The sequence below is a fragment of the Paenarthrobacter nitroguajacolicus genome (assembly GCF_007786235.1).
GTDB lineage: Bacteria > Actinomycetota > Actinomycetes > Actinomycetales > Micrococcaceae > Arthrobacter > Arthrobacter nitroguajacolicus_A.
On the sequence record NZ_VNFK01000007.1, the window covers coordinates 16,770 to 39,315 of the forward strand.

General features: G+C 64.0%; 16 protein-coding genes. 10 read left to right on the plus strand and 6 right to left on the minus strand.

Features of this window, described 5'->3' with window-relative positions:
- The first annotated feature begins 136 nt into the window (after positions 1 to 136).
- From FQP90_RS10925 to FQP90_RS10950, 6 genes are all read left to right on the plus strand, one after another.
- Entirely contained in the window at positions 137 to 2,131 is a 1,995-nt protein-coding gene (locus FQP90_RS10925; RefSeq protein ID WP_144650097.1) for a cellulose biosynthesis cyclic di-GMP-binding regulatory protein BcsB, read from the plus strand.
- Positions 2,121 to 3,812, plus strand: coding sequence for an ArnT family glycosyltransferase (locus FQP90_RS10930; protein WP_144650099.1), 1,692 nt, complete (start codon positions 2,121 to 2,123; stop codon positions 3,810 to 3,812). Before FQP90_RS10925 ends, FQP90_RS10930 begins: the two co-directional genes overlap by 11 nt.
- On the plus strand, positions 3,812 to 5,770 hold the full coding sequence (locus FQP90_RS10935) for a glycosyltransferase family 2 protein (RefSeq protein ID WP_144650101.1): 1,959 nt from the start codon (positions 3,812 to 3,814) through the stop codon (positions 5,768 to 5,770). Before FQP90_RS10930 ends, FQP90_RS10935 begins: the two co-directional genes overlap by 1 nt.
- Positions 5,771 to 5,895: 125 nt before the next feature.
- On the plus strand, positions 5,896 to 7,074 hold the full coding sequence (locus FQP90_RS10940; protein WP_144650103.1) for a GGDEF domain-containing protein: 1,179 nt from the start codon (positions 5,896 to 5,898) through the stop codon (positions 7,072 to 7,074).
- Positions 7,071 to 7,568, plus strand: a complete 498-nt coding sequence (locus FQP90_RS10945) for a hypothetical protein (RefSeq protein ID WP_144650105.1) — start codon at positions 7,071 to 7,073, stop codon at positions 7,566 to 7,568. Before FQP90_RS10940 ends, FQP90_RS10945 begins: the two co-directional genes overlap by 4 nt.
- Positions 7,565 to 8,983: a putative bifunctional diguanylate cyclase/phosphodiesterase gene (locus FQP90_RS10950; RefSeq protein WP_244296688.1), complete on the plus strand. Its 1,419-nt coding sequence runs from the start codon at positions 7,565 to 7,567 to the stop codon at positions 8,981 to 8,983. The genes FQP90_RS10945 and FQP90_RS10950 overlap by 4 nt, the downstream gene beginning before the upstream one ends.
- Before the next feature lie 67 nt (positions 8,984 to 9,050).
- On the opposite strand, the gene purL is transcribed toward FQP90_RS10950, so the two are convergent.
- Genes purL through purS form a run of 3 tightly spaced genes read right to left on the minus strand, consistent with a single transcriptional unit; the run spans position 9,051 to position 12,380 of the window.
- Complete coding sequence (gene purL / locus FQP90_RS10955; protein ID WP_144650107.1) at positions 9,051 to 11,360, minus strand: phosphoribosylformylglycinamidine synthase subunit PurL; 2,310 nt, start codon at positions 11,358 to 11,360, stop codon at positions 9,051 to 9,053.
- Complete coding sequence (purQ, locus tag FQP90_RS10960) at positions 11,357 to 12,127, minus strand: phosphoribosylformylglycinamidine synthase subunit PurQ (RefSeq protein ID WP_144650109.1); 771 nt, start codon at positions 12,125 to 12,127, stop codon at positions 11,357 to 11,359. Before purQ ends, purL begins: the two co-directional genes overlap by 4 nt.
- Before the next feature lies 1 nt (position 12,128).
- Complete coding sequence (gene purS, locus FQP90_RS10965) at positions 12,129 to 12,380, minus strand: phosphoribosylformylglycinamidine synthase subunit PurS (protein WP_011773385.1); 252 nt, start codon at positions 12,378 to 12,380, stop codon at positions 12,129 to 12,131.
- Between the two features lie 305 nt (positions 12,381 to 12,685).
- On the opposite strand from purS, the gene FQP90_RS10970 reads away from it, so the two are divergent.
- Positions 12,686 to 12,871: a hypothetical protein gene (locus FQP90_RS10970; RefSeq protein WP_144650111.1), complete on the plus strand. Its 186-nt coding sequence runs from the start codon at positions 12,686 to 12,688 to the stop codon at positions 12,869 to 12,871.
- 160 nt (positions 12,872 to 13,031) lie between these two features.
- A complete protein-coding gene (locus FQP90_RS10975) occupies positions 13,032 to 13,322 on the plus strand; it encodes a DUF1540 domain-containing protein (protein WP_144650113.1) in 291 nt (96 codons plus the stop codon).
- Between the two features lie 59 nt (positions 13,323 to 13,381).
- On the opposite strand, the gene FQP90_RS10980 is transcribed toward FQP90_RS10975, so the two are convergent.
- Both FQP90_RS10980 and FQP90_RS10985 read right to left on the minus strand, forming a co-directional pair.
- The gene (locus tag FQP90_RS10980; protein ID WP_144650115.1) at positions 13,382 to 14,365 is read right to left on the minus strand and encodes a manganese catalase family protein; all 984 of its coding nucleotides are present in this window, start codon (positions 14,363 to 14,365) and stop codon (positions 13,382 to 13,384) included.
- A gap of 124 nt (positions 14,366 to 14,489) precedes the next feature.
- Positions 14,490 to 15,437: a phosphoglycerate dehydrogenase gene (locus FQP90_RS10985; protein ID WP_144650117.1), complete on the minus strand. Its 948-nt coding sequence runs from the start codon at positions 15,435 to 15,437 to the stop codon at positions 14,490 to 14,492.
- Positions 15,438 to 15,676: 239 nt separating this feature from the next.
- On the opposite strand from FQP90_RS10985, the gene FQP90_RS10990 reads away from it, so the two are divergent.
- Together FQP90_RS10990 and FQP90_RS10995 are read left to right on the plus strand one after the other, a co-directional pair.
- Positions 15,677 to 18,619, plus strand: a complete 2,943-nt coding sequence (locus tag FQP90_RS10990; RefSeq protein ID WP_244296690.1) for an exo-alpha-sialidase — start codon at positions 15,677 to 15,679, stop codon at positions 18,617 to 18,619.
- 258 nt (positions 18,620 to 18,877) lie between these two features.
- A complete protein-coding gene (locus FQP90_RS10995) occupies positions 18,878 to 22,054 on the plus strand; it encodes a S8 family serine peptidase (RefSeq protein ID WP_439898645.1) in 3,177 nt (1,058 codons plus the stop codon).
- Between the two features lie 87 nt (positions 22,055 to 22,141).
- On the opposite strand, the gene FQP90_RS11000 is transcribed toward FQP90_RS10995, so the two are convergent.
- Complete coding sequence (locus FQP90_RS11000; RefSeq protein WP_144650118.1) at positions 22,142 to 22,546, minus strand: serine protease inhibitor; 405 nt, start codon at positions 22,544 to 22,546, stop codon at positions 22,142 to 22,144.

Consider the following 22,546-nt stretch of genomic DNA (forward strand, 5'->3'; position numbering starts at 1 on the left):
GAAGAGGCTCGCATGGTCTTGAGCCAATCTTGAGGCATTGCAGCAAGGGGCCTTGAGTTCCACCCGGCAGTGTCTAAGAGGTTGGCCCACAACGGCCGACGAACTCATTCGCTGCTAGTTACTCAGGACTGACATCGTGACCCAAACCCCTGCCAGACCCCGCGCCCGATCGCATGCCGGGGCCATCATTCTCGCCTGTGCCGCAACGCTGGCTCTTTCCGCCGTCACAGCGCCGGGAGCCATAGCGGCTCCCCCTGAAGGAGCTGCACTGCGGACATCCTCCAGCGTTTCGGCCCTGGCCGGCCAAAATGAGCAGACGCTGGTGGTGCCGGTGACGGCAGGCTTGGAACCCACACGGGTAAAAGGGACCATCGTGGTGTCCGGGAAGCCGGAAGGGACGGTCCGGGCGACGGTCAATGGCAGGGTGGTCCTGGAAACCAAAGCAGCGGCAAGCATTCCCCTCGACGCAGCAGTAAGTGCCGCGGACATGACAGCGGCGGACGTGGCGGGCCAGCAACTGACGGTGGGGCTGCAGTTCGTGGCGGCAACGCAAACCATGTGCGTCGTCTCCAACGCCACGGCCACTCTCAATAACCTGGCGGTCGATTTCAGCGGAACGGCCAAGGTTCCCACCACGGTGGGCGAATTCTTCCCGGCGTCCGTGCCCGCCGTCGTGCTTCCCGTCCCCGCCGAGCCGGGGGCCGATGTTTCCGCTGCCATCATGACGGCCTCCGCCGCCATGTCACACCGCTATCCGGATGCCGCCGTCAGCGTGGTTCCGGACACTGAACTTGCGGCGCGCGCGGCCAACCTTCCGGCGGGCAGCCGGGTTCTCAGCGTTGTGGCCGACCAAGGCGAGACCAGTACCGAGCTCGCCACCGCTGCCGGACTGCCGCAGCTCATCCTCAGCGGCCACGATGACCAGCTCCGCACCGCGGCCCGGGCGCTCTCCAGCGACAAGACCGCGCTCGCCGTGACGTCATCGGTCACCGGGCTGACCTCCGCCTTGCCCGCCGCGCCCGGCCTGGTCCAGAGCCTCAAGGACCTGGGCAGCAGCACCCTCAAACTGTCCGGCTACGGCACGCCGGAATCGTACGTGGGTGTCACCCAGTCGCAGTTCGGCGGCCCGGTTTCATCGGTGAAGGTCCAGCTCAAGGGCACGCACACGGCCGTTCCGGATAACGCTCAGGCGCAGGTTTCGGTCTTCTGGAACGATTACCTGTTGAGCTCCAAGAACCTCGACGGCGGCGACACCTTCACGGTGGACGCCGACGTTCCAGCCGGCCAGCTTCAGGCGAAGAACGGGCTGCGGATACGCCTCGCAGCCCTCCCGGCCGGCGGCGATTGCACCGGACCTGCGGGCGTCATGCCCATGGAAGTCACTGTGGACACTGCCGGCAGCAACCTCACCGCGGTCCGCGGCGGCTCCACGAAAGCCGGTTTCGCACGCTTCCCCCAGACATTTGGCCAAAGCGTTCCCGTGGCATTCGGCCCTGGCAACGCTCAGGCGAACACCGTCAACGCAGCGTCGCTGGTAGCGTCCTTGCAGCGGGACAGTGCCACCCTGCTGGACACCCGCATGGTGGGCCTCGATGATTTGGCTGGCTCCAGTGAGTCCGGGCTGGTGGTGGGCGCCACCGCGGACGCTGCCAACAGGCTCTCGGCACCCCTCCGGTTGGCAGAGTTCCGCACCATCGCGCCCGCCGACGTCGAGTATGGCGTAGGCACCACGGCACCGTTCGGCGTGCTGGAAGCCTTCGAGCAAGGTGGTCGCGATCTGCTGCTCCTGGGTGCCTGGGCACCGGAAGGTGACACTGCGGGGGCGTCCACGCTTCAGGCATCGCTGGCCTCGCATGTCAGTGGTGTTGAGGGTGGGTGGGCTTCGCTGTCCCGCAACCTCCTGGTGACGCAGCCCTCGGGAACACCCGTCCTGCTGGAAAGCAACGTGGTGGTTCCGCAAAAGGCCGTCACCGACGACTACCGTCCTTACGCCTGGTGGATCGGTGGCGCGGTCCTGATCCTGGGCTTGGCTTTCGCCCTCCGGACCGTCCTCATGAGGCGACGTGCCAAGGCAGCACAGGACTATGTGGACGCAGAACAGAAGGCGACCGAACCGGGTCATGGCAACTAGCGTTGCCACGCGCCGCCGGGCTGCCCACCGGCAGCCGGCGCTGCGGTCCCTGACATCCCTGGTCACGTGGGGCTGGGAACGGCTGGGCGCTCCGGTGGATGGCCGCAAGGTCCCCGGCACCAGGATCGTCGCGGTGACTTCATTGCTGGTGGGATACCTCGCCTGCCTGTACACGATCGGCCAGGGCACCAACCTGGACTACTCGGACGCCCAAAGCCACCTGACCATCGCCCGGCGCATCTTCGACAGCAAGGCGCCCGGCTTTGAACAGCTCGGCACGGTGTGGCTGCCAATGCCCCACCTTCTGCTGGCGCCATTCGTGCTGAACACGTGGCTGTTCAGCACGGGCTGGGCCGCCGGACTGTTGGGGATTCTCGCCTTGTCCGCTACCACCACAGGCCTGTACCTGATCGCAGCGCGCCTCGGTTTGGGCCGGGCAGGTCGACTGGCCACCACCCTGGTGGTCCTGGCCAACCCGGCCGTTCTGTACGTCTACACCACGGCGCTGACTGAACCGGTGCTGATCATGTGCATCGTGGGCGGAATGGCTGGCCTGGCGCACTGGGCCACCAGCCGGCGTCGAATGAGTGCCGGCGAACTGGCAGTCTTCGCTGGCATTCCGTCTGCCGCTGCAGTGCTCTCCCGCTACGAGGGGTGGGCGCTGGTGATGACCGGAACGCTCTTCGTGCTGGTCGTGGCCAAACGCCGAACCGGTGGGTGGCGCGAAGCGTTCATCATGGCCGGCGGTTACGTGATGGTCCCGGCCGCCGCCGTGCTGTGGTGGATCTCCTACAACTGGGCCATCTATGGCAATCCGTTGGAGTTCATGTTCGGGCAGTATTCCGCCTACGCGCAGCAGAAAAACATCACCGACGGCGGCTTGTTGCCTACCAAGGGCAACCTCGGGCTGACGCTGACTACTTTCCACTGGTCGCTGCTGGAAACCGCGGGGATGGTGGTCCTTGCCCTGGCGGCGTGCGGCGCCGTCGTGTTGGTCTTCAGGAGGGGCTTCGCCAACAGCACTTTGCTGGTGGCGGTCACCGGCAGCGCCTACGCATTCGCACTGCTGAGCTTGTTCCTGGGACAAACCGCCATCAACAACGATCACTCGCTGCCGTCCACGTGGTGGAACAACCGCTTCGCCCTCACGGCGTTGCCACTGGTGGCCATCCTGGTGGCGGTGTTCGTCCATGAGATCACCAGGCCCGCCCGGCTCAGGCCTTGGGTGATTGGCGCTTTGCTGGCGACGCTGGCAGCGCAGAATGCGTGGTGGAATGAGGACCCCACGGGCCGACTTGCCGTGCTGGCCGAGGGGCGAATGTCCGCCGAATCCACCACCAATTCCACAGCGGCAGCACGCTGGCTCCACGATCACTACGAGTCCGGCGGAATCCTGATGGACGAAAGTGCCCGCGGCAATGCTGTACTCCCCGTGATGGGCATTCCGCTCAAGGAGATCTACAACCGCGCCGCCGGAGACTACTTTGGCCCGGCGCTGAAGGATCCGGCGAAATACGCCAAGTGGGTGTTCGTCAACGTTGAAGCCGGAACGGGAGCCAGGGACTCGGGCCCCACGGACCTCGTGTACCGGGCAATGGTCAGCGACCCTTCCTTCAACGTCCGCTACTCCGTCGCCTTCTCCACACCAACGCACCGGATCTATGAAAGGTCCTCAGACTGATGACGTCCTCTTCACACGTTACGGAGCCACAGCTCAACCGACAATCAATCGGACAGACACTGCTGGCCGCCGGCCTGGTCACCCCGGAACAGCTGCAGCGCGCCCTCGCCCGTGCCGCGAGCGAAGGCGGGTTGCTGGGCCGGCACCTCATCCTGGAAGCCGGGCTGGACCGCCGTCGGGTTTATGAAGTGCTGGCGGAGCAATGGGATGCGCCGCTGGTTGACCTGGTGGCCGAACCTGTCGACGACCAGCTGATGGAGATGCTGGGTTACAGCGAACTGGGTGAACCGCGCTGGCTGCCCTGGCGGATGGACGGTGAAACACTGACGGTGGCTACGGCCGTGGCCCCTTCGGCGGCCATCGCGCATGAGGCGGCGCTGACCTTTGGCGTCCAAGACGTTGTCTTCCGCACCACCACCGACTGGGACATCAACCAATCCATCCAGCGCTCCTTCCGCCGCCACCTACTGTACGAGTCCGCCGAACGCCTCGCCGAGGAGCGGCCAGGGGAGTCCGCGCGCACTGCCCTGACGCAATGGCAGCGCTACCTTCCGGTGGTCTTGGTTGCAGGAATTGTGGCCGCCTTCATCGTCTCGCCGCTGACGGCCATCATTGTGCTGCTGGCCGCAGCCAACATCGTCTTCCTGGTCAGTATCGGATTCAAGTCCTTGGCTAGCCTGCGCAGCCCCTTTGACAGGCTGCACGATGCCGGAGTCACCAAAGCCAGGAACAGGGAGCGGGCCCGCCGCGGCCTCCCGCCCCTGGCGGAGGAGCGGGTTCCCGACGCGGACTTGCCCATCTACACGATCCTGGTGCCCGTCTTCCGGGAAGCCAACATCATTGACAAACTGCTGACCAACCTGGGCCAGCTGGACTACCCGCGCTCCAAGCTCGATGTCCTTGTCCTGCTTGAGGAAGACGACGACGAGACCATCGCCGCGGCGAAGGCCTCACGGCCCCCGGAATATGTCCGAATCCTCATCGTGCCCAAAGGCGATCCCCAAACCAAGCCGAGGGCCTGCAATTATGGGCTGACCTTCGCTCGCGGCGAGTATGTGGTGATTTACGACGCCGAAGACCGCCCGGACCCCGGTCAGTTGAGGGCGTCCATAGCAGCGTTCAAGCAGGACGAGTTCGAACGCGAACACCTCAACCCGAACCGCAAACCCCTCATCTGCGTCCAAGCCGCGCTTAACTACTTCAACGCGGACCAGAACGTCCTCACCCGGATGTTCACCATCGAGTACACCCACTGGTTCGACTCCATGCTCCCGGGCCTGGACAACTCCGGCATCCCGCTGCCGTTGGGCGGCACGTCCAACCACTTCGTCACATCCTTGCTGAAGGAAGTAGGCGCCTGGGATCCGTGGAACGTTACCGAGGACGCGGACCTGGGCCTGCGGGCAGCCGTGGACGGGTACCGCGTAGGCGTCATCGACTCCACCACCTGGGAAGAAGCGTGCTCGCAGGTTCCGGCCTGGATCAAGCAACGCACCCGTTGGATCAAGGGCTACATGGTCACCTCGGCCGTGAACACCCGTAACTCCCTGCGCTACATCAAGAGCACCGGGGTGGCCGGCACCATCGGCTTCCTGGGCCTCATCCTTGGCACGCCGCTGGCGTTCCTTGCCTACCCGTTGGTGGTGGGCTTCACTGTGGTGACCTACATCGGCTACGACATTGTTGGCCTGGTCCTGCCCGAATGGCTGCTGGTGGGCGGCGTGGTGTCCATGCTGTTTGGGAACGCCATGATGATCGTCGTTTCCGGTGTTGCCACGCTGCGGCGCCACGGCTGGCGGATCGCCATCTTCGCCTTGCTGAATCCGTTTTACTGGGTACTGCACTCGGTTGCCGCCTGGCGGGCCGCCTGGCAGATGGTCACCAGCCCGCACAAATGGGAAAAGACACCCCACGGACTGGAAGCGGAATACCACGACGACGGGCACTGGGCTGGGTGAGGATACGTTGGATGCCACCCGCGGGCGATCTTGAGCCAATCTTGAGCAAACGCCGCATCCGGGTTGAGTAACCCCCACCACACTGGACTCAAAGGCCGAAGGATGACCAGCTGAGGGGGTTGGACATGGTGCTCGATGCGTTTTCCGTGAGAGTCGCCCTGGGCGTGGTCACAGTTACCCTTTTGGTGCTGTTCTGCATCTCCTTCCACCGCACGCGCTCGCCGTATGCCGGCTGGTGGAGTGTTGCCCTGCTGGAATTCATGGTGGGCAATGCGGCGTTCCTCCTCAACGGCACGGCCCACCAACAATGGGCCAACCCCGTGGGCAACGTCCTGGTGGTGGCCGGCGCCTTCAGCGTGTGGGCGGGAGCTCTTACCCTGCGGGACATGAAGGCCGCCCCCTGGCAGTTGGCGGTGGCCCCAGTGGTTACTGCCGTTGCTTCCGTGCTGGAGAGCCCCGGGACCAACGTATGGTCCGGGGGTTTCGTCTATCTGGCCATGATGACCGTGGGCATTGCGTTGGCTGCCAAAGATCTGTGGTTCATCAAGGCCGCACATTCCCAAGTCCACAAAGCGTTGTCGGTGGCGGCCGGGCTGCTGGCTGCGTATTATCTGGCGCGTTGGCTGGTCTACGCGCTGGAGGGACCCACCAGTGACACTTTCCGGACGTACTTTGGACCCGGACCGTCCGGACTGATATCCATGGTGCTGCTGGTCACCGTGTCCTTCAGCATGACGGCCCTCACCAGTGACCAGCTCATCAAGGGACTCAAGGAGCGGGCCACCCGTGACCACCTGACAGGTCTCCTCAACCGCGGTGCCTTCCTTGACTTGGCCGCCACGGAGCTCAACCGGCTGCACGCCACGGATTCCGGTGCAGCCGTTGTCCTGGCGGACCTGGACCACTTCAAAGCCGTCAACGACGAACACGGTCACGGCGCCGGCGACGCTGCCTTGAAGGCGTTTGCCGAGGCATGCACAGCATCGGTCAGGTCCACGGACCTCATCGGAAGATATGGCGGTGAGGAGTTCATCCTCTTCCTGCCCGGCGCCACACAGGAACGGGCTGAGAGCATCGCTGTGGAAATCAGCCGGCGGATGGCTTCCACGACGGGTCCGGAAGGTGTCACATTCCCGACTGTGAGCTACGGGCTCACGTCAAGCATTCCCGCTGCAGCGGACCTCACCTTCTTGATCGAGGTAGCGGACGCAGCCCTTTACAGCGCCAAGGCGCAAGGAAGAAACCGGATTGTAGGAGCAGACCGCCTCCAGGCGGCAACTATCGCGGATGAGGCACGATCATGAACGAGCTCACCACCAAAATTCAGATCCAGCACACCCAGGAGCTGTCAGCGTTCAGGCAGGACATCACCAGCGCTCCCTACACGGCGGGCACCAACACGTCACTGAACGCTGACCGCCGTTCGGTGAGGATGGGACCCGTTCAGTCCGTGGAAGACGGAAATGCAAACCTGACCATCGTGGCCGACGTCGAAGGCCTTGCCTGGTTCACGGCGGACAAGGGCCTCCTGGGCAGTTGCATCACAGTATCCATTGCAGGGCACCGGAGGAACACCGGGACGCGCATCCACCTTCCGCTGGCCGAATGCGACGCATGGATTGAGGCCATCCTCGGTGGGTCCTGGATTACCCACGTATACCGGGCCGGGAACAAAGTAGAGCCGGACGGCAGGCTGGATATCGCGTCCTACCGGCTCTTCCTGGACGAACGCCGCAATCCGGTGGCAAAACCGCAGGCCGTTGCCGACCCCAGCCTGCGACGCTTGGAAGAGTCGTGACCAGCACCACCCCGGACAGTCCAGCGGACCTTGATCCCCGGATCGGGGAACTGGAACGCCATATTCAGGCCCTGATGCAGGAACTCCACCAAGCACGCTACGAACAGCGGCGCGATACCGTCACGGACACCCTCACCGGGCTCGGCAACCGCCTGGCCTTGGTCAATGCGTTCATGGATGCGCAGGACGCCGCGGCCCGGGGAGCTGCCCCTCCTGCGCTGCTCCTGGTGAACCTGGATGGGTTCAAAGCGCTCAAGAATTCAGCTGGTCACGCCGCGGCCGACCAGATTCTGGTCACGGTCGCCATGCGCATCCGCTCGGCCGTGCGGAATAACGACGTCGTCACTCGCCTGGGCGGCGACGAGTTCGCGGTGCTGTTGCCCGCCACCCCGCAACCCCGGGCCGCCGCCGTCGGGAACCGCATCCTGGCCGCGCTGGAACCGAACATCGACCTCGGTAACAACAGCGTCCGCTGCGGAGCCAGCATGGGATTGCGGGTCGCAGAGCAGCATCACAGTGCCGAAGACCTTCTTCAGGAGGCCGACCTGGCCATGGAGGAGTCCAAAAGCGAGGGCCGGAACAAGCTCAAGGTCTTCGATCCCGCCACACTGCACGCCCGGCAGCTCCAGAGACGGATCGTGGGGGAGCTCCGAGAGGCCATCCGTTCGGATCAGCTGGTCCTCTTTTACCAGCCGATCGTCGAGCTGGCCACAGGAAGGATCGAAGGCTGCGAGGCCTTGGTCCGTTGGAACCACCCCGATCACGGCCTCATCATGCCGGACCAGTTCATTCCCGTCGCCGAGGCCACAGGGCTCATCGCGGAACTGGGCCGGTGGGTGCTCCGCACGGCCGTGGGGCAGTTGCGGCATTGGCGGGATAACCCTGCCACTTCACAGCATGACTTCTCCATCCGCATCAACGTCTCTGCCGCGGACCTTCAAAGCCTGGAGTTCGTGGATGACGTCAGCGAGGCCCTGGCGGAGGAAAGCCTTCCTCCGGAATCGCTCGTGCTGGAGCTGACCGAGAGCGCCATCATCCATAACAACGAGCTGGATCGCTACACCCTTGCCAGTCTGCACAGGTTGGGCGTCGGACTTGAGATCGACGACTTCGGTGCCGGCTATTCGTCCATGGGCTATCTCAGGAAGTTGCCTGTGGACCGGGTGAAAGTGGACCGGCAGTTCGTGAAGGACCTGGGGAAAGACCCGTCCCAGCTCAGCTTCCTGGCCGCCATCCATCAAGTCATCCGCTCCTGTGGTTTGGAGGGTGTTTGGGAAGGTATCGAAACCGCCGAACAAGCAGAAGCCCTCCGGAGCATCGGGTGCGCGAGCGGGCAGGGTTACTACTTCGGCAGGCCGCTGCCCGAGGCGGAGTTCACTGCACAGTTGGTCCGGCAGCAGACTTGGCCGGCGTAAACCCCTGCGGCTACGCGCAAGGCCCCGGCACTCAGAGAGTCCCGGGGCCTGGCGATGTCAGCTGTTTCTAGCCGAAGTACTTCGGCAAGGTTGCTTCGTGGGCTTCGCGCAGGGCGTCCAGCGAGAGCTCATCCACGCCGTTGATCTCCAGCTTTCCACCGGCAGCGTCAACGACGCCGATCCGGAGGTGGGCGAAGCCACGGGCGGTGCACATGTCCTTGAAGCGGACTTCCTCGGAACGCGGCACGGACACGATGGCCCGGGCCTGGGACTCGGAGAAGAGGGCCGTGAACAGGTCCACGCCGTCGCGCTCCATGAGTTCCTCAAGGGCGATGCGGGCGCCAACGCCGTAGCGCAGCGAAGACTCCACCAAAGCAGCCGCGAGGCCGCCTTCGGAGAGGTCGTGCGCGGCGTCAACCATGCCATCGCGGGAAGCGTTGATCAGGATTTCACCCAAGGCACGCTCCGCTGCAAGGTCAACCTTCGGCGGCAGGCCACCGAGGTGTCCGCGGAGGTTGGACCATTCCGAACCGTCCAGCTCTGCTGCGGTGGTTCCCAGCAGGTAGATAGCCTGGCCGTCCTCGCGCCAGCCCGACGGCGTACGGCGGGCGACGTCGTCAAGCTTGCCCAGGACCGCCACAACGGGGGAGGGGTGGATCGGCGTGGTGCCGGTCTGGTTGTACAGCGAGACGTTGCCGCCGGTTACCGGGATGCCAAGTTCCATGCAGGCGTCCGAGAGGCCACGGATGGCCTCGGCGAGCTGCCACATGACATCCGGGTCCTCGGGGGAACCGAAGTTCAGGCAGTCGCTGACGGCCATCGGAACGGCGCCGGAGGTAGCGACATTGCGGTAGGCCTCAGCCAGTGCAAGCTGTGCGCCCTGGTACGGCTCAAGGTAGGTGTAGCGGCCGTTGGCGTCGGTGGCCAGGGCAACGCCCAGGCCCGTTTCCTCGTCAACACGGACTACGCCGGCGTCATCCGGGAACGCCATGGCGGTGTTGCCGCCAACGTAGCGGTCGTACTGCTTGGTGATCCAGGACTTGCTGCACATGTTGGGCGATGCCACCAGTTCGGTGACAGCCGCAGCCAGCTCGGTGGGAGCCGACGGGCGGCCGGCGTCCTCAACGGAACCGGTGAAGGAGTTTGCCTGGACGGAATCCTGCCACTCCGGGCGGGCGAACGGACGGTCGTAGACCGGGCCGTCGTGCGCAACCGTGCGGGGATCGACGTCGACGATTACTTCGCCTTCCCAGGTGATGATGAGGCGACCTGTGTCGGTGACTTCACCCAACCAGGAGTACTCCACGGCCCACTTGTCCATCACGGCTTCGAAGGCCTCGATGTTCTCCGGGGTAACCACGGCCATCATGCGTTCCTGCGACTCGGACATGAGGATCTCGCCCGGAGTCAGCGTGGGGTCGCGCAGCAGGACCGAGGTCAGCTCGACCTCCATGCCGCCGTCGCCGTTGGAGGCGAGCTCGGACGTGGCGCAGGAAATGCCTGCAGCGCCGAGGTCCTGGATACCTTCAACCAGCGAGCCCTTGAAGAGCTCAAGGCAGCACTCGATGAGGACCTTCTCAGCGAACGGGTCTCCCACCTGGACGGCCGGACGCTTGGAGGGCTTGGTGTCATCGAAGGACTCCGAAGCGAGCACGGAAGCGCCGCCAATGCCGTCGCCACCGGTGCGGGCGCCGAAGAGGACAACCTTGTTGCCCTTGCCGGAGGCGTTGGCCAGGCGGATATCCTCGTGGCGCATAACGCCCACGGCCAGCGCGTTCACCAGCGGGTTGCCCTGGTAGACGGAGTCGAAGACCATTTCGCCACCGATGTTCGGCAGGCCAAGGCAGTTGCCGTAGCCGCCAATGCCGGCAACGGCACCGTGCATGACGCGTGCGGTGTCCGGGTGGTCGATGGCACCGAAGCGCAACGGGTCCATGACGGCTACCGGGCGGGCGCCCATGGAAATGATGTCGCGGACGATGCCGCCGATGCCGGTAGCGGCACCTTGGTACGGCTCAACGAAGGACGGCGAGTTGTGGGACTCGATCTTGAACGTTACGGCCCAGCCGTCGCCCAGGTTGGTGACGCCGGCGTTTTCGCCGATGCCCACCAGCATGTCCTTCTTCATTTCCTCGGTGACCTTCTCGCCGAACTGGCGGAGGTGGTTCTTGGAGGACTTGTAGGAGCAGTGCTCGCTCCACATGACCGAGTACATGGCCAGCTCGGCACCGGTGGGGCGCCGGCCAAGGACCTTGACGATCTCGTCGAATTCGTTCTGCTTCAGGCCCAGCTCGGCCCACGGGAGTTCCGTGTCCGGGGTCTTGGCAGCGTGCTCAACGGTGTCGATGTTGAACTTCTTGGTGGTTTCCGTGGTCACTTGTCGCCTCCCACAATCTTGGTCAGTACGGAGGTGAAGAAGCCCAGGCCGTCGGTGTCGCGGGGTTCGCCGTTCAGCGACTCGGGGCCGAATCCGGCCTCCACTGCGTGCTCGGGGTGCGGCATGAGGCCCACCACGTTGCCGGCTGCGTTGGAGATACCGGCGATGTCGCGGCGGGAGCCGTTCGGGTTGAAGCCGACGTAGCGGAACACCACGCGGCCCTCAGCCTCAAGGGCGTCCAGGGTCTTCTCGTCGGCGATGTACTGGCCGTCCTGGTTCTTCAACGGCACGATGATTTCCTGGCCATCGGTGTAGTCCACGGTCCAGGCTGTGTTGGCGTTTTCCACGCGCAGCGTCTGGTCGCGGCAGATGAACTTCAGGTGGTCGTTCTTGATCATGGAACCGGGCAGCAGGTGCGACTCGGTGAGGATCTGGAAGCCGTTGCAAATACCCAGAACCGGGAGCTTCGCGTCCGAGTTCGCTGCATCGATGATCTTGGACATCAGCGGCGCGAAACGTGAGATGGCGCCTGCACGGAGGTAGTCGCCGTAGGAGAATCCGCCGGGGATGATGACTGCGTCAACGTCGCCCAGTTCGGAGTCAGCGTGCCAGAGGGACACCGCCGTGCCACCTGCGAGACGCACTGCACGGGCGGCGTCGCGGTCGTCAAGGGTGCCGGGGAAGGTGACGACGCCGATCTTGGCGCCTGCCAACCGGGGTTCTGCGGCGACGGCGACTGCCTCGCCAATCAGGGGGATCGAAGTCATATCAGGCCTCGACGACCTCGACGTTGACAACATCCTCGATCACCGGGTTGGACAGGAGGGTCTCGGCAGCTTCGCGGGCCTGGGCCAGGATAGCGTCGGTCACCTCACCGTCGACGGTCAGTTCAAAGCGCTTGCCCTGGCGGACTGCGCTGAAGCTGTTGAAGCCGAGGCGGGGCAGTGCACCCACGATGGCCTTCCCCTGGGGGTCCAGAATCTCGGGCTTGGGCATGACGTCAACGACGATCCGGGGCATCCGGTAACTCCTGTGCGTGAGTTGGGTGAACCTTAAATAAGGCTGCCGCGGAGGTGCCGTCTCACGCCGTTCAGCCGCATTCAAACAGCGTTATGAACACAGGGTTAAACACGGTTGTGAACTGCAATGTTTGAACGGCATGGGGGCGCTCCGCGAGCTTGCACACCTATTCTACCGGGAGCGGCGCGCATACCCTATTCAGCCCGATTGCGCGAGGCCACCCCGCCGTGGCGGCGGAAATCGGGTCAGATGAACGCTCGACGGCGGCACTTTCGCCGGGTGGCAGGCGTCACTAGGATTGCGGCATGGCTGAGAAACCGAAATCGATGGTGCTGGGCGTTGTGGCCGCAGCCGTTTTTGCAGGTTTGGGCCGGATGGTCATCCAGAAGATCAAAGCGGACAAGGCTGCCCGGGAGCATCGCGTGACCGCGCCCCTGGATAAGGAAACGCGGGCGAAAATCAGCGACGCCCTGCGCACTCCGAGTAAGTAGGACCTAACCTCCCGATGGCCGTTTTCCGGCGGAATGACGCGGATTAGGGCACATACAAATGCGCTATTCAAAGCGGTTAAAGGGCATGATTTCGGCGTAGCTTGGGTAGTACACGCGGGGTTCAGCCCCAGTACCATTCAGGACTCAACCAGGAGGAACAATGACCGAACACATTGCCGAAGTATCCGCCTGTAGCGTTGGAAGCTGCGGATTCAACCATGATGGATGCACCGCTTTTGGCATCACCATCGGTGGCAGCCAGGATCATGCTTCCTGCGCAACGTTCATTGACACGAATGCCATGGGTGGACTGCCCAAGGTCCTGGCCCACGTCGGCGCTTGCCAGCGCTCCGAGTGCGTCCACAACAACAACCTCATGTGCGAGGCACACGACGTCAGGGTTGGCCCCGGACGCGAGGCCGCTGACTGCCTGACGTACGAGCACGCCTGACAATTCCGCGAGAAGCGGGCCTGACCTCTTTCGAGGACAGGCCCGCTTTGTCGTGTGGACTACTTCTTCTTGGCGGCCGCAGGCTTGGCCGAAGCCGACGTGGCTTCCTTGGGGCTGTCGGCTTCCTTCATTTCCTGTTCCGCCGTGGCCTGGATCAAGGCCATGAGTTCAGGATCCAATCCCGGGGCAAACTCTTCCTTGCGTTCCGGCGAGATGGTCATGGGGAATCCGTCAGGCATCTGCTGGGTGCTGAGCTCCGTGCCGTCGTTGGACGGTGATGCTCCGCGGTAGAGCTTGCCTGCTTCGCTGAGGTTGTCAGCGCTGAAGGTGTACTGAATGCTCTGGAGACCCAGGTCAAGGAGCTTCTTCACTTCGGGGAATTGCTCAGCGTTGGTCTTTGGGATGGGAAGGAGCTTGCCCCAGTTCACGCCCAGGCTCTCCAATGCCTTGGCGTAGGCATTCTCGTGGGCTTGGTCGCGAACGATCAGGTACGCGATGGTGGAGCGCGCCGTCTTGTTGTCCGTCATCTCGTAGATCCGGCACTTCTGGAGCCGGCCCGTGGATTCCAACATCAGGTTGTACAGCAGGTCCAGCACCAGGTTGCCACTGTTGTAGACGTAAGAGCCACTCCAGGGATTCCCGGCGGCGTCCACGGGCAACGCACCTTGGGCGCCCACCAGATAGTGGTGGATGTTGCTGGTGTCCAGGGCGATCTTCAGGGGAGCGGCTCCCCCCGCGCCCGGCTGGTCCACAGGATCGGACTTCTTGCCTTGGTAGCGGGGAGAACCATCGAGGAGTTGGGAAATGGTGGTTCCGATGAGCTCCACGTGGCTGATCTCTTCTGTACCGATGCCCTGAAGGAGGTCCTTGTAGGGCTTCGAGGCAGCGTCTCCCCGGAAGTTCATGCTTTGGAAGAGGTACTGCATCATGGTGCGCATCTCGCCGAACTGTCCGCCCAGTCCTTCCTGGAGGGCGTTGGCGGCTGCGGGATCTGGCTCGTCAGCAGCGATTTCATTGATGAGAAGTTGGGTGTGCAGGTACATGCGTTTCCTCACGTTGTCTCATGCTATGCGTGGGATGGAAACCCTCTGCTGGCCACCCCGGACCCAACTAACATAAGCATGCTTACTATTTACGCGCAAGGAATTTCATGGGAATCGGGATCGCCTAGCCCGCAACCTGGTTGGTGAGTGGTGCGCCGTCTTTGAGCGCGCTGATGTTCGCCTGGACCAGTTTCGCGGAGCCTTTGGGGCGGTTGCCTGCCACGTGGGGCGTGATGATCAGGTTGGGCGCGTCCCACAGTTTTGAGTCGGCGGGAAGCGGTTCAACCTTGGTGACGTCCAGCGCGGCGGCGCGAAGGCGGCCCTCGCCCAGCGCGGCCAGGAGTGCGTCCTCGTCAACGGTGGCGCCGCGGCCTACGTTGACGAAGACGGCGGTCTTTGGCAGGGCGCCGAGGACCTCCTCATTCAGGGCGTCGGTGGTTTCGGGGGTGGCGGGCAGGATTGAAATCAGGACATCGGTGGTACGCAAAACGTCGGGCAACTCCGTTGTTGAGTGGACTGGGAAACCGTAGCGCTCACCCTTGGAGTTGGCCACGCCGGTGACTTTCGCGCCCAAGGCGGCCAGGAGGGGAGCGAGCCGCCCCGCGATGGAACCGAAGCCCCAAATGGTGACGTTGGCGCCGTCGAGCGTGTAAAGCTGTTCGGTCGCCGGGTTGGACTGGGCAGCGTTGTATGGCTGGTTCCACGTGCCGGCTTTCTGGGATTCCAGCAGGATGTCGAGTCGGCGAATCGCTGCCAGCACCAGCGCCAGTGCATGTTCAGCTACCGGGCCGTCATGGAGTGAGCGGCCGGAGGTGATGGCCACGGCGTCCGCAAAGCCGGCGGCGAGTACGGAGTCCGGGCCGGCGGCGAGGGTCTGAACCAGCCTCAGCTTTGGCAACTCCCCGGCGGCGTCCGCCAGGTTCTCTGAGGAGTTCCGCCACACCACCAGGACCTCCGCGTCGCGGTGCTCGCTGGGGATGGGCTTGTCCACTGCGTAGACCACCACGTCGTCGCCTGACGCGGCGAGATCGGAAAGGTCCAGTTCGATGGTGTCCGGGACGAGGATTTTCACGGCAACTCCAAGGTTCGTGAGCAGTGACGGTTTGCTCTCGAGGCTACAGCTTCGTTCCGCCGGAGATCTTCTCCAGCTTCATCCCTAGCAATGTGACGGCGAACACGCTTATGGTTGTAGGACGTTCGACGTGGCACGTAGCACGAACGTCCATCCCGAGGTGGCATATCACTGCAATCCCTGAAGCAATACATGGGTGTGATCTGCCAGCTCGGAGCCGATTCGAAAGGACACTGGATTTGAAATCCATACCCCCTGCACCATCGCTCGCCCGCCTCGCAGCTGCCGGCACACTGAGCTTGGGCCTCCTTGCCGGGCTGGGTCTTCCAGCCACCGCCGCCCCTATCCCGCCCAACAACCCCACGGCGGCGCCGGGTACCTTCACCGAGGCCAACATCGGTGCCGACCGCACGGCTGCCAACTTCTTCTACCGGATCCCAGCCCTGACGTACTTGGGCAACAATGTGGTGCTCGCAGCATGGGATGGGCGTCCGGGATCAGCCGCCGATGCTCCCAACCCGAACTCGATCGTCCAGCGACGCAGCACCGATGGAGGCCAGACATGGGGGCCAGTCACGGTGATCGCCGCCGGGCATGTGGGCGATGCCAGCGGACCCAAGTACGGCTACAGCGACCCCTCCTACATTTACGATGCTGAAGCCGGAAAGGTCTTCGCCTTCTTCGTCTACTCCAAGGACCAAGGCTTCGGCGGCAGCCAGTTCGGCAACGACGACGCCGACAGGGCGGTGATCTCCTCAGCTGTCATCGAGTCCTCCGATGGCGGGGTCACCTGGAGCCAGCCCCGGCTCATCACCAACGTGACCAAGCCCGGGACCAGCAAGACCAGCCCGGCAGCCGGTGATGTCCGCTCCAACTTCGCCTCCTCCGGCGAAGGCATCCAGCTCAAGTACGGCCAGTACAAGGGCCGGCTCATCCAGCAGTACGCCGGCGATGTGCGCCAGGCCGACGGCACCAGCAAGATCCAGGCCTACAGCGTGTACTCCGATGACCACGGCGCCACGTGGCACAAGGGTGCCAACGTCGGTGACCGGATGGACGAGAACAAGACAGTGGAACTCTCCGACGGACGCGTGCTCCTGAACTCCCGGGACAACGCCAACCAGGGCTACCGCAAGGTGGCCATTTCCACTGACGGCGGCGCCACCTATGGTCCCGTCACGCAGGACACGGAACTTCCGGATCCCGCCAACAACGGTGCCATCGCGCGCATGTTCCCTCATGCAGCGCAGGGCTCAGCCGACGCCAAGAAGCTCATTTTCACCAACGCCAACTCCAAGACCGGCCGCGAAAACGTCTCCGCTCGCATCTCCTGCGACGACGGCGCCACCTGGCCGGGCGTCCGCATCATCCGTGCGGGTTTCTCCGCGTATTCCACGGTGACCCGACTGGAGGACGGTAAGTTCGGTGTGCTCTATGAGGGCAACTACACAGACAACATGCCGTTCGCGAAGTTCGACGACGCCTGGCTGAACTACGCCTGCGCCCCACTCTCCGTCCCGGCTGTCACCACCGCGCCGGGAGCTACCCAGCAAGTTCCCGTGACCGTGACCAACCAGGAAGCCACCACACTCTCCGGGGCTACCGCAACGATCTACACGCCCACCGGCTGGGCAGCCACCACGGTGCCGGTTCCGGACGTCGCGCCCGGTGCTTCGGTGAGCATCAACGTAGCGCTGACGGCACCGGCCAACGCCAGCGGTCCGCAGAACCTTAATGCCGCCTTCACGACGGCGAACGGCCGGGTTTCGCAGTTCACCTTCACTGCCACCGTGCCGGTGGCTCCGCAGGTGGGCCTGACCATCACGGGAACGGCGCCGAGCCGCGACGTCGTGGCCAGCCCGTACCAGGTGGGTGAGGTCCTCAGCTACTCGCTCAACGTCAAGAGCACCGCCAACGTCACCGCCAACTCCGTACCGGTTTCCGGAACGTTCGACTCCGGCTTCCTGCCGCCGTCGGCCCCCAACTGCCGGTTCAACAACCTGGCCGCAGGCGCCAGCTACAACTGCACCACCGCCAAGCATGTGATCACGGCTGCCGACGTCCAGCGCGGCTACTTCGTGCCGGAGGCGAGCTTCAGCGTCACAGCCAGCACGACGCCGTCGCTCACCAAAACGGTGCCGTTCACCGGCGCTGCGGTCGCGTTGCGCGACGGTCTGCTGACGGCCGACATCAGCGGGGTGCGTGCCGACGTCGGGCGTGACCTTGCCACCCAGCCGTACGCGGCCGGGGACCTGGTCCCGTACACCTTCACGGTGAAGAACACGAGCCCGCTGGTGGAGAAAGTAGTGCCTACGGCCGGCAACTTCAGCCCCTTCCTTCCGGATGGCCCGGGCAACTGCCGCTACGGCGTGCTCCCGGCCGGTCAGAGCTACCAGTGCACCACTCCGCGCCACACCGTGACCGCCGAAGAAGCCGAGCAGGGCTTCTTTGTGCCGGCGAGCACGTGGGAGGTCAGCTCTGCCGGCCAAACCACCAAGACCATCGCCGTGAACGGCGGCGAAGTGGACCTCAAGGTTCGGGAGCCCAGGCTTGACGGAACCGTGTCTGCCGAGTGGAGCGACGCCGACGGGGACCGGTTCGCCAGCGTCGGAGATCCCGTGACTTACACGTACACCGTGGGCAATGCCGGGAACGTCGCAGTGACCGGATTGGAGGCGCCGGACGCGGGAATCTCGGAGGCCATGCTTGCGGCAGGATCCACTGTGACTGCCACGCGCGAGCATGTGCTCACGGCAGCGGACGTTGCTGCCGGAACCCTCGGTGCAGTTTCCTTCGAGGCCAAAGCGCACAACGGATCCCGTGAAGTTGCCGCAGCTGCTGAAGGTGATCCGCTGGTACTGGCCGTGCAGCCGGCCCAACCGGTTGCCGAGCCCGCGCTGACCGTCCAGGAACTGGGCACTCCACCCACTGATCTGGGAACTGCGGACAAGTACCGCACGGGGCAGAAAGTGGTGCTGAAGGGCCTCGACTATGGGAACTGGTACTACGTGTACCTGAACAAGACGAGCTACCGCTTGGGCTGGATCTTCCCCACTACGGACAACACGGTGGAATTCATCCTTCCCTCGGACGTCAAGAACGGGCGGGACGATGTGGTGGTCCTGGACAAGGATGGCGTCCAGGTCTCCTTTGACCGGCTTCAGGTGACGCCCAAGGGCTAACGCTTCGCAGCGTGGACGGGCGACGGACCGCGGGACATTCCTGCGGTCCGTTGTTTGTCCTTCCATGACGAATCACCCGCCCTGTGACAAGACAAAATTCCTGAAATGTGCTGTATGTCATATTCGGCTCTCACTAGGTACTCTGTGACTCGGCTGGTTGCGCATTTTTGACAAGAACTGTCACTAATCCAACCAACTCCAGTTGACAGGCCTTGGCGATGGAGCCCGGGCCTCCCTCAGTGAAAGGTGCAACCACTCGTGAAATCACAAGGAAAGAGCTTCGTCAGAAGCGGGGGACTTCGGAAGGCCGCGGCGCTCGCCCTCGGACTGCCGTTGCTGCTCTCGTCGATGGCGATGCCGGCCCAGGCCGCTCCCGCCCCGGAGACGCCCGGGAATGTTGCAGGCGTGGCCAAGAAGAACCTTGACCCCAGCGCATATAAGGACGGCCGCTACATGGTGGTCCTTGCCGAGAAGCCTGCGGCTACTTACGACGGCGGCACGGCGGGCCTTGCGCCGACCAAGCCGGAGGAGGGCAAAAAGCTCGACGCCGACAGCGCCGAGGTGAAGGAGTACCAATCGCACCTGCAGCAGAAGCAGCAGGAAGTCGCGAAACAGGAAAACATCACCATCGAGCGTGACTTCACCACCGCCGTCAATGGCTTCAGCGCCAACCTGACGGCGGACCAGGCCATCAACCTGGCCAAGGACCCCAAGGTCCTCATGGTGGCACCGGACACGCAGTACGCACTGGATTACTCCACCACCGACTTCCTGAAGCTCAGTGGCCCCAACGGCACGTGGGCCACCCAGTACGGTGGCCAGGAGAACGCCGGCAAGGGCACCGTTGTTGGTGTGATCGACACCGGCTACACCCCCTCCAACCCGTTCTTCGCGGGCGAGCCGGTAGGACCCCTGGTGGGCAACCCGCAGGTGGGTGTTCCCTACCGCACCGCCGACGGCAAGATCGCCATGCTCAAGGCTGACGGCGATACCTTCATAGGTGAATGCCAGCCCGGCACGGATACCGGTGCCGACTACGATGGCAGCGCCTGCAACTCCAAGGTCCTGAGCACCCACTACTTCGCTGACGCTTTCCTGGAGACCGTTCCGCCGGAAAACCGCGCCCCTGAAGAAGTCATCTCTCCCGTGGACGTGGACAGCCACGGCACCCACACAGCCAGCACTGCGGCAGGCAACGCCAACGTCGATGCCGTGGTTGACGGTCGCAGCTTTGGAACCACCAGTGGCATCGCACCCGCCGCCAAGCTCTCTGTCTACAAAGTCTGCTGGGAAGACACCGACCCCGCCACGGGTGGTTGCTATGGCTCCGCCTCCGTTGACGCGATCGAGCAGGCCATCCTGGACGGCGTGGACGTGTTGAACTACTCCATCTCCGGTTCCACCACCACCACCACGGACCCCGTCTCGCTGGCATTCCTGTCCGCAGCGTCCGCTGGCATCTTCGTGGCAACCTCGGCCGGTAACTCCGGGCCCACCGCCAGCACCGTGAACCACGGAGCCCCCTGGCTGACCACGGTTGCGGCCACGTCCTTCTCGCAGGAACTCCAGGGCACTGTTGAGTTCTCCGATGGCAGCAAGTTCCGCGGAGCGAGCATCATGAATCGCGAGGTGAGCGGGGCCGGCGTCGTACTGTCCACCAACGCCGCCAGCGGCGAAGGCAACGCGGCCCTGTGCGCTCCCGGGTCCTTGGACCCGGCCAAGGTGGCCGGCAAGGTTGTTGTCTGTGACCGCGGAGTGGTTGACCGCACCGCCAAGAGCGCCGAGGTCCTGCGTGGCGGCGGCGTCGGGATGATCCTGGTGAACCTGACGGATTCGTCGCTGGACACCGACAAGCACGTAATCCCCACGGTCCACGTCAACCCGCCTGCAACGCAGACCATCAAGGACAAGGTCACTGCCAACCCGGCCATCACCGTGTCCCTGTTGAACCGCGACACCACGGGCCTGCCTGCCGAAGCGCAGCCCCAGATCGCTGGATTCTCCTCCCGCGGACCGCTGCTTGCCACTGATTCGGACCTGCTCAAGCCCGACGTATCCGCTCCCGGCGTTGCCATCCTCGCGGGTGTTTCACCGATCGGTACCGGTGGCGACGACTTCGGCTTCCTCTCCGGGACCTCGATGGCGTCACCGCACGTTGCCGGCTTCGGCGCACTGATCCTGGGCAAGAACCCGCAGTGGTCCCCGGCCACCGTGAAGTCCGCCATGATGACCACCGCTGGTCCGGTCAAGTTGGCCAACGGCGCCGTCAACAAGGACGTCTTCGCCACCGGCGCGGGGCAGGTTGACCCCGCGAAGGTCCTCAGCCCGGGCCTGGTCTACGACGCCACTACCGAGGACTACCTCAAGTTTGTCCAGGGTACGGGCATGGACCTGGGCATCGAGGGGCTGGGCACCACACAGCCCCGCGACATGAACGTGCCGTCCTTCGCACTCGGAAACCTCGCAGGCAAGATCGAGGTCACGCGTACTTTGACGGCGCTGACGGCGGGCACTTACCGTGCAACGGCCAACGTTCCCGGAGTCAACGTCAAGGTCACGCCGTCCGTACTGACCTTCGGCGCACCCGGCGAAAAGAAGACCTTCAAGGTGCAGTTCGAAAACAAGAACGCCGAACTGGGCAAGTTCGCCATGGGTTCGCTGAGCTGGCAGGGTGCCAACAAGACCGTCACCTCGCCCATCGCAGTGCGGCCACAGTCCGTCATCGCGGACAAGGCACTGGCGTTCACGGGAACGGGCCCCAACGGTTCCGGCACCATCAACATCACCTCCGGTACCAACCTGCCGGTGGGCGTGACCATTGATGGCCTGTCCAAGGCGGACTCCTCCGCAGTTGAGTTGGTTCCGGGCCCGTTTGCCGGCGAAACCAATGCGTCCAACTACGTGAAGAAGGTGACCGTTGGTGAGGGCAGTGCACTGGCCAAGTTCTCGGTCATCTCCTCCAACGAGGCCGCGGACTTCGACATGCTGGTCCTGACGCCGTCCGGCCAGCAATTGCCGGCCGCAACGGCCTCGGCCAGCGAAACCCTGTCCGTGCCCAACCCAGCACCGGGCGACTACTACGTGTTCGCCAACCTCTATGCGAGCCCCAACAACCAGCCCACCAAGGCAACTGTTGATGCTGCGGTCCTGGGAGCCAACCAGGGCAACGCCACCGTGACGCCGAATCCGATCCGACTCGCCAACGGCAAGACGGGCCAGATTTCGCTGAACTGGAAGAACCTGGCACCAGGCTCCTACATTGGCCGACTCACCTTCGCAGGTACCAGCGAGCCGAGCTTCGTCACGGTCATGGTCAACCCCGGCGGAGCTGTTGTGGTTCCGGATGAGGAAGACCCCAAGAAGGACAAGAAGGACAAGAAGCCGCGGGGTAAGATCCGCGGCGATGAGCCGACACAGAGCAATAACGCCGGCTAAACCCCTGCAAGACACGCAAATGGGCTGAGGACTCCCGAATCCGGGCGTCCCCAGCCCATTTGCGTGTCGTGAGCCGGAAGGTGTGTCCTAGACGGCGCCCGTGGAGCCTCCGGTATTGCCCAGCAGCGCAGCCAAGGTCTTCCACCGTGCGATCTCGCACCCGTCCGTCCGGCTGAAATGGCTGTGGACTTTGCGTCCACGGAACCAGCCCTTGACCACCGCAACCTGCGGACCGCCATACTGCTGCGTGCAGATCCGGTCCGGCCGTGGCTCGGGAAAGAAGATTTCCTCCCCGAACTGTTCGACGGCGGCAAGCGCCGCAAGCGCGTCCGGCAAGTTTGAGTGCATCGAATCCGGGTCGGGCGAGAGGAGGCCGGCAGCGGACCGTAGGTGGAACTCCCGACTCTCAGCGCCAGGTGCCTCTGTCAGCGTGACCGTGAGGTCGACGTCGTACTCGCTGCTGGCTGGCTCGCTGTTCTTTTCGGAAACCAT